Origin of the sequence: Janthinobacterium lividum, from assembly GCF_034424625.1 — a bacterium.
GTDB lineage: Bacteria > Pseudomonadota > Gammaproteobacteria > Burkholderiales > Burkholderiaceae_D > Janthinobacterium > Janthinobacterium lividum.
This window is the reverse complement of record NZ_CP139976.1, coordinates 5,114,836-5,127,115: the sequence shown is the minus strand read 5'-3', so window position 1 is coordinate 5,127,115 and position 12,280 is coordinate 5,114,836. Positions and strand designations below refer to the sequence as shown.

Annotated in this window: 11 protein-coding genes; 5 read left to right on the top strand and 6 right to left on the bottom strand. The window is 60.9% G+C overall.

Translation table 11 applies throughout. The annotated features are described in order from the left end of the window. Positions 1–27 precede the first annotated feature (27 nt). Positions 28–429 (bottom strand): PRC-barrel domain-containing protein, encoded by a 402-nt coding sequence (locus tag U0004_RS23135; RefSeq protein ID WP_070260375.1) that lies wholly within the window; start codon positions 427–429, stop codon positions 28–30. Between the two features lie 246 nt (positions 430–675). Between U0004_RS23135 and U0004_RS23130 the strand changes: the two genes are divergently transcribed. The 3 genes from U0004_RS23130 to ftsB all read left to right on the top strand — a co-directional run bounded on the left by U0004_RS23130 (position 676) and on the right by ftsB (position 4,139). Next, positions 676–2,328 (top strand): CTP synthase, encoded by a 1,653-nt coding sequence (locus tag U0004_RS23130; RefSeq protein ID WP_070260373.1) that lies wholly within the window; start codon positions 676–678, stop codon positions 2,326–2,328. Positions 2,329–2,469: 141 nt separating this feature from the next. Continuing rightward, entirely contained in the window at positions 2,470–3,753 is a 1,284-nt protein-coding gene (gene eno, locus U0004_RS23125; RefSeq protein ID WP_070260371.1) for a phosphopyruvate hydratase, read from the top strand. Positions 3,754–3,815: 62 nt separating this feature from the next. Further along, positions 3,816–4,139: a cell division protein FtsB gene (gene ftsB, locus U0004_RS23120; RefSeq protein ID WP_010400534.1), complete on the top strand. Its 324-nt coding sequence runs from the start codon at positions 3,816–3,818 to the stop codon at positions 4,137–4,139. A gap of 346 nt (positions 4,140–4,485) precedes the next feature. On the opposite strand, the gene U0004_RS23115 is transcribed toward ftsB, so the two are convergent. The 5 genes from U0004_RS23115 to U0004_RS23095 form a co-directional block, all read right to left on the bottom strand. Next, complete coding sequence (locus tag U0004_RS23115; RefSeq protein WP_070260369.1) at positions 4,486–4,767, bottom strand: hypothetical protein; 282 nt, start codon at positions 4,765–4,767, stop codon at positions 4,486–4,488. 152 nt (positions 4,768–4,919) lie between these two features. Beyond that, entirely contained in the window at positions 4,920–6,050 is a 1,131-nt protein-coding gene (locus U0004_RS23110; RefSeq protein WP_070260367.1) for a glycerophosphodiester phosphodiesterase, read from the bottom strand. Then, positions 6,050–8,464 (bottom strand): TonB-dependent receptor, encoded by a 2,415-nt coding sequence (locus U0004_RS23105; protein WP_231958374.1) that lies wholly within the window; start codon positions 8,462–8,464, stop codon positions 6,050–6,052. Before U0004_RS23105 ends, U0004_RS23110 begins: the two co-directional genes overlap by 1 nt. A gap of 138 nt (positions 8,465–8,602) precedes the next feature. After that, positions 8,603–9,583: an Hsp33 family molecular chaperone HslO gene (gene hslO / locus U0004_RS23100; RefSeq protein WP_070260365.1), complete on the bottom strand. Its 981-nt coding sequence runs from the start codon at positions 9,581–9,583 to the stop codon at positions 8,603–8,605. 4 nt (positions 9,584–9,587) lie between these two features. Beyond that, positions 9,588–10,112 carry a gamma carbonic anhydrase family protein gene (locus U0004_RS23095; protein WP_070260363.1) on the bottom strand — a complete coding sequence of 175 codons (525 nt, stop codon included), beginning with the start codon at positions 10,110–10,112 and terminating at the stop codon, positions 9,588–9,590. A gap of 206 nt (positions 10,113–10,318) precedes the next feature. Between U0004_RS23095 and U0004_RS23090 the strand changes: the two genes are divergently transcribed. Next, positions 10,319–11,194 carry an alpha/beta fold hydrolase gene (locus U0004_RS23090; protein WP_070260478.1) on the top strand — a complete coding sequence of 292 codons (876 nt, stop codon included), beginning with the start codon at positions 10,319–10,321 and terminating at the stop codon, positions 11,192–11,194. A gap of 90 nt (positions 11,195–11,284) precedes the next feature. Continuing rightward, positions 11,285–12,118 carry a 3',5'-nucleoside bisphosphate phosphatase gene (locus tag U0004_RS23085; protein WP_070260361.1) on the top strand — a complete coding sequence of 278 codons (834 nt, stop codon included), beginning with the start codon at positions 11,285–11,287 and terminating at the stop codon, positions 12,116–12,118. Positions 12,119–12,280 lie beyond the last annotated feature (162 nt).

Below are 12,280 nucleotides of genomic sequence, written 5' to 3'. Positions count from 1 at the left end.
CCGCGCAGTAAGTTTTGTCAGGTGTTATCAGCGTGGTGTGGTTCCGTAGTAACTATGGATGGAATTGACCCATGTGGTATCGGCCATGTTCGGCCAGTTATCCGTATCGAAGCCGGGGGCGTTTTCGATGCGTTCCTTGTCGACGTTGAGGGTGAAGCGCTTGTTGACGGTGTCGAGCAGCAGCGCTTCCCACGGCACGGCGAACAGCTTTTCGCCGATGGTGAAGACGCCGCCGTGCGACATGACGGCGTAGGCGATTTTGCCGCTGCGCATGTCGATCATGATTTCCTTGATTTCGCCCAGATGTTCATCCTTGGCGTTGTGCACATGGTCGCCGATCAGGGTGTCTGCACCCATCAGTTCAGGGCCGGGGCCTTTGTGGCCGCGGTTGACATACATGCCGTAGGCGTCGCGTTCTTCGTAGCTCATGATGTACCTCCGTTGAAAAATTCCAGTCTGGACGTATGCCGTGGCAGGGTCTGTTCGGTCTCCCACACAAAATATGGAATTGGAAATATTTCAATTATTGTTATTGGGTAATTTTGTTGCGCGTAGACAGCAGGAGGGGGAGGGATAGTCGTCATTTGGCGCAAATTTCCGCGCGCGGGGAGCGACGCAGGCGGGCTTTAGTGTATAATTTCAATTTCCCGCACGTGCCGTTCGGCACCATCTGCAATGACCAAATTTGTCTTCGTCACTGGTGGCGTTGTGTCTTCCCTTGGAAAAGGGATTGCCGCCGCCTCCCTCGCCGCGATCCTCGAATCGCGCGGCCTTAAAGTCACCATGCTCAAGCTCGACCCGTATATCAACGTCGATCCTGGCACGATGAGCCCTATGCAGCACGGTGAAGTATTCGTCACCGATGACGGGGCCGAAACCGACCTCGACCTCGGTCACTACGAGCGCTTCATCTCCACCCGCATGAAAAAGGTGAATAACTTCACCACTGGCCAGATCTATGAATCGGTGATCCGCAAGGAACGCCGGGGCGAATATCTGGGCAAGACCGTGCAGGTGATTCCGCATATCACCAATGAAATCCAGGATTACATCCGCCGTGGCGCCGAAGGCTACGACGTCGCCCTGTGCGAAATCGGCGGCACCGTCGGCGATATCGAATCGTTGCCCTTCCTGGAAGCGGCGCGTCAGCTGAGCCTGCGCGCCGGCCGCAAGAACACGGCTTTCGTCCACCTGACCCTGGTGCCTTACATCGCCTCGGCCGGTGAACTGAAAACCAAGCCGACCCAGCACTCGGTGCAAAAGCTGCGCGAAATCGGCATCTTGCCAAACGCGCTGCTGTGCCGCGCCGACCGCGCCATCCCGGAAGACGAGCGCGCGAAAATCTCGCTGTTCTCGAACATCGAGGAAGACGCCGTCATTTCCGTCTGGGACGTCGACACCATCTACAAAGTGCCGCAAATGCTGCACGACCAGGGCCTCGACAAGATCATCTGCGACGCGCTGGACCTCGATCCTGCGCCGGCCGACCTGTCGATCTGGAGCAAGCTGATCTATACGATGGAACATCCGAAGGCGGAAATCACCGTCGGCATGGTCGGCAAGTATGTGGAGCTGACCGAGTCGTACAAGTCGCTGATCGAAGCGCTGCGCCACGCCGGCATCCACACGGAAAGCCGCGTCAACATCGAGTACATCGATTCGGAAGAAATCGAAACGACCGGTTGCGACAACCTGGGCAAGTACGATGCCATCCTGGTACCGGGCGGCTTCGGCAAGCGCGGCGTGGAAGGCAAGATCAAGGCCGCCCAGTTCGCCCGTGAAAACAAGATCCCTTACCTGGGCATCTGCCTGGGCATGCAAGTGGCCCTGATCGAATACGCGCGCAACAAGGCAGGCATGCCAAACGCGAATTCGACCGAGTTCGACCTTGATACGGATCAACCTGTCGTTGCACTGATCAATGAGTGGCAAAACCACGATGGTAAAGTCGAGTTGCGCGATGAAAACTCGGACCTGGGCGGTACCATGCGCCTGGGCGCGCAGACCTGCGCCGTCAATCCGGGCACCCTCGCCGCCGAGATCTACGGCAGCGTGGTGACCGAGCGTCACCGCCATCGCTACGAAGCCAATAATCACTACCTGGCCCGTGTCGAAGCGGCTGGCCTGATCGTGTCGGCCCGCACGCCGAGCGAAGATTTGTGCGAAATCATGGAATTGCCACGCACGGGTGAAAATGCCCACCCATGGTATATGGGCGTGCAATACCATCCTGAGTTCAAATCGACGCCACGCACCGGCCATCCGTTGTTTACCTCGTTCATCAAGGCAGCGCTGGCGCACAAGGCAGCCAACGCCGTCGCTGAATAACGCCGGTCGATAGCGACAGTATTACCTGTAAGACAGCTCCCGGCCTGATAGTCTCCGCCGGGAGTTTCTTTGCCCACTTTGTGCAATTGCGCATCAGAACGCAGTGTGCAGCCCCTGTTACGCTTAACTTTGGAGAATGACATGAGTGCTATTGTTGATATTATCGGCCGCGAAATCCTGGACTCGCGCGGTAACCCGACCGTCGAATGCGATGTGTTGCTGGAATCGGGCGTGATGGGCCGTGCGGCCGTGCCGTCGGGTGCCTCGACCGGTTCGCGCGAAGCCGTGGAATTGCGCGATGGCGACGCCAAGCGCTACTTCGGCAAGGGCGTGCTGCAAGCATGCGAAAACATCAATACCGAAATCTCCGAAGCCATCATGGGCCTGGACGCCAATGAGCAGGCTTTCCTGGACCGTACCCTGATCGACCTGGACGGCACGGAAAACAAATCGCGCCTGGGCGCCAACGCCATCCTGGCCGTCTCGATGGCTGTCGCCAAGGCTGCCGCTGAAGAAGCGGGCTTGCCGCTGTACCGCTATTTCGGCGGCTCGGGCGCCATGCAGATGCCAGTGCCGATGATGAACGTCATCAACGGCGGCGCACACGCCGACAACAACCTGGACATCCAGGAATTCATGATCATTCCCGTGGGCGCACCGTCGTTCAAGGAAGCCGTCCGCTACGGCGCGGAAGTATTCCACACGCTGAAAAAGATCCTGCACAAGAAGGGCCTGAACACCAACGTGGGCGACGAAGGCGGTTTCGCGCCATCGCTGGCCAACCATGAAGAAGCCATCAAGCTGATCATCCAGGCCATCGAAGAAGCGGGCTACGAGCCAGGCACGCAGATCGCCATCGGCCTCGATTGCGCCGCGTCCGAGTTCTACAAGAACGGCAAGTATGAAATGGAAGGCGAAGGCCTGAGCCTGACGGCCACCGAATTCACCAACCTGCTGGCGACCTGGTGCGACAAGTACCCGATCATCTCGATCGAAGACGCGATGCATGAAGGCGACTGGGACGGCTGGGCGATCCTCACAAAGGAACTGGGCAAGAAAGTGCAACTGGTCGGCGACGACCTGTATGTCACCAACACCAAGATCCTGAAAGAAGGCATCTCGAAAGGCATCGCCAACTCGATCCTGATCAAGATCAACCAGATCGGTACCCTGACGGAAACCTTCGCCGCCATCGAAATGGCCAAGCGCGCCGGTTACACGGCCGTCATTTCGCACCGCTCGGGCGAAACGGAAGACTCGACCATCGCCGATATCGCCGTTGCCACGAATGCCCTGCAGATCAAGACCGGCTCCATGTCGCGTTCGGACCGCATGGCCAAGTACAACCAGCTGTTGCGTATCGAGGAAGACTTGGGCGACATCGCCAGCTACCCTGGCCGCGATGCGTTCTATAATCTGAAGTAAGCTGATGTAAAACCCACTGGCCGGCCGGAGATGTTCCGGCCGGTTTTTTAACTGAATGCCCCATGCGCCTGATTACGCTCGCCCTGGCAGCCCTGCTGCTGTTGATACAATTTCCCCTCTGGCTGGGTAAAGGTGGCTGGCTGCGTGTTGCCGACATGGAAGCCCAAGTGGCGGTGGCCAACAAGAAGAACGTGGAATTGAAGGCGCGAAACGCCAAGCTCGAATCCGAAGTGCGCGACCTGAAAGATGGTACGGGCGCCGTCGAGGAGCGTGCCCGCTATGAGCTGGGCATGGTCAAACAGAATGAGATTTTCGTGCAGATCGTGCGCAAGGGCCAGACCCCGCCACTGCTGGAAACACCGGTGGACGCTGCTGCGCCGCACTGAGTACGGATTACTTCCCACTTGCCAGCCTGGACCGATTGCCAGGCTGACATATCACATGACTACCTTGTACTTATTACCTTGTACTGCTGCACACGACTGGCCGCATGGCGCGGCGTGGTGCTACTGCCTTGCTGCTTGCCGATCAGAAACGGGCCTTGCCGGTCGTGATCAGGTAAAAATGGATGCCGGTGACCACGACGGCCACGGCGATCAATGCGGTTTCGAGAAACATCATAAAAATTCCTTGTTAATATTTAGTGAGCTAAAAAACGTCCAGGGCCAGGCGCCAAGCCGAAGACAGTACGTCAGTACGGCAAGGCGCAGGCAACGCCGCCATGAACGCTTTTTAACCGCGCGACGCCAGGAAGCGCAGTTCTGCGGCCAGATTCGGCATCAGCTTTTCGTAGCGGTTCGCTTCCGAGTTCAGCAGGGCGAAATCGCTCTTACTTGGGCGCACATAGCGCTCGTCATCGGCACTGGTCGTCGTGGTGGCGATGACTTCCTTCTGCGCCAGTTCGCTGTACGGCTTGGAAGCGAGCAGGGCGCCCAGGAAGGCGCGCGTGGCGCGGCCCAGGTTGCTGAAGTAATTGTCGTTGTCGTTGCTGTAGGTGTTGGTAAAAGTGGACATATGCCCTCCATGAATGGTCTGTTGTTGCATTGCACAATAATGGAGTTTGCGATATGCGTCCAATTTCAAATTCCAATTTCAGAAATTCAAGAAACGCATAATAAGGGCGTAGCCATCGGCCACGCCCTGAAAATGAATTTGTTACGAAATGTTTATCCTGCGGCGATGCGTCCCAGACCCGGATCGTCGCTGAAAAAGCCGTCGAGTCCCGTCTCGATATAGCGCCGCATTTCCGCCACGGAACCGGCCTCGTTGCGCGCATTCTCGCCATTGCCGTCGCGGAAGTCGGCCGCCAGAAAACGGTTTTCCGGACGGAAGGTCCAGGTGTGTAGCAGCAAGCCCGCCTGGTGCGCATCGTCGACGATGGAAGAGGGCTTGGCCAGGCGCTGGTCGGCGCCCAATGGGATGACACCCCGCGTGGGCGGCGCCACCACGTCCGCGTAGGCGGCGATGTCGCGCAGGCCGGCCGGCGTGATCATTTGCCCGAAGGTCAGCTTGCCGCCCGCCTTGGCCACGTCCATCGGGCGCACATCGCCGCCCACCACCAGCTGCATCAGGCGCACGTTGGCGCGCCGTCCCAGCTTTTCGCGCAAGTATTTCAGATTCGCCACTTCGAAGGACTGGATTTCGATCGGCGCGCGGCGCGTGTACTCGTGCGCCAGCATGGTCGACAGGAAACGGTCTTCCAGCGCCAGGCCAGCATCGCGGAAGTAGGTCGAGCTTTTCAGTTCCGGCACCAGGCCGATGATGCGCCCGCTGGCGGCCGATTGCGCTGCAACAAAATCGATGATTTCTTCCCACGTCGGGATCTGGAATTGTCCATCGTACAAGGTGTTGCCGGTACGTACTTTCGGCAGCCGTTCGATGGCGCGCAGGGTTTTCAGTTCCGCCAGGGTGAAGTCGTCAACGAACCAGCCTTCGTGCCATTCGCCGTCGACCATCTTCTTGCCGCGCCGGCTGGCAAACTCGGGACGGCGCGCCACGTCGGTGGTGTCGATCAGGTTGCTTTCGTGGCGGGCCACGAGAATGCCGTCGCGCGTGGCCACCAGGTCCGGCTCGACGTAGTCGGCGCCGTCGAGGATGGCCTTGGCGTAGGACGCCAGCGTGTGTTCAGGGCGCAGGGCGCTGGCGCCGCGGTGGGCGAAGACGAGCGGACGGGCCGGTTTTGTCTCCAGCAGGCCGGCCGCAAAGCCGGGCGCGGCGGCCAGGGCCAGGCCGCCGACGGCCGCCTGGACGAAGCTGCGGCGCGAAAAGTGACGCCGGGGCAGAGCGGGCGCGCGCATCAGAAATCCGCCGTCAAGGTCAGGAAGCCCTGGCGTGGGGCGATGGGGAAGGTGTTATACGTCTTGTCGGCCGCGCCCACCACCACGTTCAGCGAGCCTTCGCGGTTGGCCAGGTTGCTGATATTCACTCTCCAGCGCGGATTTTTCAGCCAGCCGGCCATGGCCGGCAGCTTGCCCGACACGCCCAGGCCCATCAGGAAATAGCTGGGCACGGACAGATCGTTGGTGTACGTCGCGTAGCGCTTGCCCACATAGTCTCCCGTCAGTTGCACTTCGATGTCGCCAAACGTGGCCGAGGCCACGAACTTGTTCAGCCACTCCGGCGAGCCCGGCACGTTCTTGCCCGCCGTCTGCACCAGCGCGGCGCCATTGTTGTAATTGTCCGCGTACTGCGAGCGGTTGTACGACAGGGCATTGTAGAACGAGAAATTGTTGCCAAAGTGGACGGTGCCCGCGATATCGATGCCGTCCGTGCGCACGCTGCCCACGTTGGCCAGCACGGGGTTGCCACCGATGATGGAGGAAATCACGGGCGTCGGGCTGATCTGCAGCAAGCGGTTGCTGAAATCGACGTGGTATACATTGACCTGGCCATCGATGGCCGTGATGGCACCCAGGTTCAAGGCGTGGCTGCCGCGCACGCCCACTTCATAGGTGAGGGCCGTTTCCGGCTTGGCATCGCGCTTGAACAAATCAAACGCGGCCTGGCTCGACAAGCTCCACGGCGAGGCGCCGCCGCCGCCGTAGGTGACGAACTGGCGCATGTTCTTCTGGATATTGAAATACAGCTGGTCTTGCGGCGTGAAATCCCAGCGCGCGCCCACTTGCGGCAAGAACCATTTTTTCGTATTGATGGTGCCGACCGGCAAGGCTGTCGAGCCGCCGGAAATGGCGCCCTTGGCCGGCTGCACGGGGAATTGGCCATCGGCAAACTGCAGGCTGGACTTGAAACCGGCCTGCAGGGCGATATCGGGACGGATGCGCCACTCATCCTGCAAGTGCAACTGCACCACCTTGTTGTCGATCTCGCTGCCGTATTGCGTGATCAAGGGATTGCTGGGGCGGTCGTACGGCGAAGTCGGATTGTTGACGTCCAGCGCATACCAGCGGCGGTAGGCGGACGAGCGGTTCTGTTCCAGCCACAGGCCCGCTTCCAGCTGATGCTCGCCGATTTCCTTGCGCAGCGTGGAAATGAAGCCGCCGCGCTTGATGTCGTATTCCGTCGTGCGCACGGCGTAGCCCGAGTTGCCGAAGACTTCCTTCAGGTTCTGCTTCGGGTAGTACACGCTGAACAGGCCCGGCAAGCCGGCCACGCCGATGGGGCCGGCCACCACGCCCGCGCCGTCATCCTTGTGGTAATACACCTGGTTCGACCATGTCATGCCTTCGGACAAATTGGCGTCGAACTTGGCGTAGGCCAGGTAATCGGTGCGCTGCGCATCGCTGTAGTAATTGCGGTAATTGTTGCCATCGGCGGCAGGCGTCGCGCCTGTCGGCGACAGGTAGTTGAGGGCCGCCTTGAAATCCGGATACAGGAAGGGACGCGTGTACGGCGCGCTCGTTTCACCAGCGACGTGCACGGTGCTGTCTTCGTTCGGTTCGATCTTGTCCGAGTAATTGAAGAACAGGGTCAGCTTGCCCGCCTCGCTGCGGTTGACGTACTTGGCGTTGAACTGGTCGCCGCCCTGGCGCGCATCGAAGTCCCAGGCGCGCGCTTCGTGGTGCAGGATGGAAAAATAGGCACTGCTGCCGTCGCCGAAGGCGCCCGTGTCGTAGCGGGCAAACGTGCGCGAGGTACGGTGGCTGCCCACGGTTTGCTGCACGCTGGCGCCCTGCGTGGCCAGCGGGTCGCTGGAATAGGTTTCGATGGTGCCGCCCAGGTTGCTGGTCGAGGCCGTGGCCAAGTCGCCCGCGCCCGAGGACAGCACGACGCTGCGCACGTTTTCGCTGATCACGGCGCGCTGCGGCGACAGGCCGTTGTAGTTGCCGTACTGCTGGTCACCCAGTGGCACGCCGTCCATGGTGTAGCCCAGTTGCTGGCCGGAAAAACCATGCACGAACAGCGACAAGTTCTGCTCGTTGTTGCCCCATGGATCGGCCGTCTGGAAGCTGACGCCGGGCAAGGTTTGCAAGGCTTTCAGGGGATTCGTGCCGGGCAGGATTTTCTGGATTTCACTCTTGCTCAGGGCGACGGAAGAACGCGTCTTGCGCGAGGAAATCTCCACGGTGGTGATCGGGGCATTGTCGTCGGCAGCCGGGGCAGCAGCAGCGGCCATGTCGGTGGCGGCGGACGCCACGGCGGCAGCGACGGCCGTTTGCGCCAGTGCCGGCAGGCTCAAGCCCGCGGCGCAAGCGCCCAGCAACACGTGGAAGGAATGGCGGCGCAGGGCCAGCGTCAAGTGGGTGGTCATCATCAGCCTGTGGAAAGTGGGAAGTAATGCAAGCTGCGCAGCGTAACGGCGGCGCGTGACGGGCTGATGACGAACTGATGACGGGAAGATGACAGTAGAAACAATTGCGCCGCCTGAGGGGCGGCGCGGAGATTATTACACTTAGTTAATGCTGGCGGCTGGCGGGATGAGCACTTCGGCCGGCGCATCCGTGATGAACAGTTGCGCGCAATCGACCTTGTCGAACTCGTAGTGCTGGCCGCAGAAATCGCAGTTCACGCCCACTTGCCCCACTTCTTCCAGGGTACTGTTGACTTCTTCCTCGCCCAGCATCTTGAGCATATTGCCCACTTTTTCGCGCGTGCAAGTGCAATGGAAGCTCGGGTGCAGCGGGTCGAAGACGCGGATCGTTTCTTCCCAGAACAAGCGCTGCATCAGGGTATCGATGTCCGTCGACAGGATTTCCGCCTCTTTCAGGGTCGACGCCAGCATCACGGCGCGGTTCCACGTGTCCAGCGCATCTTCTTCCGACACGGGCGTCGCTTCGGCCTTGCCGCCATGGTGGGGTAGTTTTTGCAGCAGCAGGCCGCGTGAGACGGTGTCGTCCGTGGCCAGCCACAGGCGCGTGTCGAGCTGTTCCGAGCGCAACATGTAGTTTTCGATCACGGTCGCCATGTCGTCGCCGTCGAGCGGCACGATGCCCTGGTACGGTTGCTGGCCCGGCACCTTGTCGGCCGGGTCCAGGGTGATGATGAAGCGGCCCTTGCCCGTGGCGTTGAGCAGCTGCGGCACGGTGGCCACGTCGGGAATCGCGGCATCCGGGTCCAGCTTGGCCGTGGCGCGCAGGCGCAGGTCGGAATCGCACTCGACCACCATCAGGCGCACGGGACCGTCACCGTGGATCTGCATGATGATGGAGCCGTTGAATTTCAGGTTGGCCGACAGCAGGGCGGCGGCGGCCACCATTTCGCCCAGCACTTTTTTCACGGCCGTCGGGTAGGCGTGGCGCGACACCACTTCCTGCCAGGTGCCGGAAACGTCGATGAACTGGCCGCGCACGGCGGCGTTGTCGAAAATAAATTTTTGCAGGGTATCCTGGCCGGTAAGGGCTGCGCTGACTGCGCCCGTGGTTTCAGTCGTCATTCTTTTATCCAATCTTCTTGAGTTGCGTATTAAATAGCTGGCCGCGTTGCACATAGTTCACGGCGTTGCCTTGTAGTCTGGTGATATCGTCTGCCGTCAGGGCCCTCACGGCTTTCGCCGGTGAGCCGATGATCAGCATATTGTCGGGAAATTCCTTGCCTTCCGTGACCAGCGCGCCCGCGCCGACCAGGCAGTTCTTGCCGATCTTCGCGCCATTCAGGATCACGGCCTGGATGCCGACCAGGGCGCCATCGCCGATCGTGCAGCCATGCAACATTGCCTGGTGGCCGATGGTGACGTTCCGGCCGATGTCCAGCGGGTAGCCCGGATCCGTATGCAGTACGGCGCCTTCCTGCACATTGCTGTTGGCGCCCACGGTGATGCGTTCGTTGTCGCCGCGAATCGTGGCGCCGAACCATACGGACGTATTCGCTTCCAGGGTCACCTTGCCGATCACATTGGCCGTGTCGGCAACAAAAGCGGAAGCATCAATCAGCGGCGCATCGGCGCCCAATTGGTAGAGTGTCATCGTTAGCCTGTGGCGGTGGTGGAAGCGCCGGGCACGGCCGGACGCGGAAGTTTTGCGCTATTTTACGCTGTTGCAGGGCAAGTCCGAGCGCCGGGCGTTAATCCGGTATAATTATCGAACGGTCGTACTTTTATACGCGCCCTATCTACAGACACAGCATGTGGCGCCATCTGCGCCACTTTCAAGGCAGGCATCCGATGAAACCCATGAAACTTTCCCGTTCCGAATTCATCAACATCCGCGGCGCACGCACGCATGTGCGCCACTGGGGCCGCGAAGGCGCACCCATCCTGTTCATGGTGCATGGCTGGATGGACGTGGCAGCCTCGTTCCAGTTCGTCGTCGACGAGTTGCAAGGCGACTGGCATGTGATCGCGCCCGACTGGCGCGGCTTTGGCCTCAGCGACTACACGCAATCGGATACCTACTGGTTCCCCGATTACCTGGCCGACCTGGACGCCATGCTGCTGCACTATTCGCCGGACGCCCCCGTCAACCTGCTGGGCCACAGCATGGGCGCCAACGTGGCCGGCCTGTACGCGGGCGTGCGGCCCGAGCGCATCAGCCGCTTCATCAACCTGGAAGGCTTCGGCATGATGGCCACCAAGCCGGAGCAGGCGCCGGGCCGCTACGCCAAGTGGCTCGACGAATTGCGCGAGCCGCCCGCCATGCGCAGCTATCCCACGCAACAGGCCGTGGCCGGGCGTCTGCAAAAGACCAATCCGCGCCTGCCGGACGAGCGCGCGGCTTTTCTCGCCGAACACTGGTCGGCGCAGAACGAGGCGGGAGAGTGGGACATCATGGGCGACCCGCAGCACAAGCGCGTCAATCCCATCCTGTACCAGGTGGAAGAGGTGATGGCCTGCTGGCGCCGCATCACGGCGCCCGTGCTGTGGGTGGAGGCCGATGACACGAATATGTGGCAATGGATGGGGCCCAAGGAGCAGGCGCGCATCGAAATCGACCGGCGTTTGGCCTGCATCAAGGATGTGCGCTGCGAGATGATGCTGGACGCGGGCCACATGCTGCATCATGACCAGCCGCAGGCACTGGCAAGGCTGGTGGAAGCCTTTTTGGCCTGATGTGTGTCGGGAACGCTGCAGCGCTATTTGACAAGCAGCGTACAATGAAAACTTCTTCCATGCTGAGCCCGTGCAGGGTATTGTTTTCACATGCTTAAAGTCGACCTGCATTGTCATTCGAATATCTCCGACGGCGTGCTGTCCCCCGCCGCCGTGGCTGCGCACGCACGCAAGGCGGGCGTCGACGTGTGGGCGCTGACGGACCACGATGAAGTGTCCGGCATTGCCGCCGCGCGCACGGCCGCGCTGGACCTGGGCATGCGCTTCGTGGCCGGCGTGGAAATTTCCATTACGTGGGCCGGTGAAACCGTGCACATCGTCGGCTTGCAAGTCGATGAAAACAATCCGGGTCTGGTGCAGGGCTTGCACCAGACGCGTTCCGGGCGCGACGCGCGCGGCCGCGAAATCGCCCGCCAGCTGGACCTGGCCGGCATCCCCGATGCCTATGAAGGGGCCTTGAAGTTCGTCGGCAACCCAGACCTGATGTCGCGCACGCACTTTGCCCGCTACATCGTGGAAACGGGCAAATGCGCGAATATCCCTGACGTGTTCAAGAAATACCTGTCGGAAGGCAAGCCGGGCTATGTCGAGCACCGCTGGGCCACCCTGGCCGAAGCGGTGGGCTGGATACGCGGGGCGGGCGGCGTGGCCGTCATCGCCCATCCGGGCCGCTACCGCTTCAGCGACATGGCGCAAGGCGTGCTGTTCGATGAATTCAAGCAACTCGGCGGCGTGGCCATCGAAGTCGTCACGGGCAGCCACAGTCCGGACCAGTATCCGGAATATGCGCAGCTGGCCAATGCCTACGGCTTCCTCGCCTCGCGCGGCACGGATTTCCATGCGCCGGGCGAATCGCGCGTGGATTTTGCCATGTTGCCGCCACTGCCTGCCAGCGTTACCCCGATCTGGTACGACTGGTTTTAGCTGACAGCCAGGCAAATCTGCTGCGCGGCGCGCTTTGCGGCCGGCGATGCTCACCGTACTCCAGTACGGTTGCGCTTCTCGGCCACAAATCACTGCCGCTCGCGACGATTTTCCTGGCTGCCGATGCGCCGTCGTGTCGCTGCTTGAAATCTGCGTTAGCGT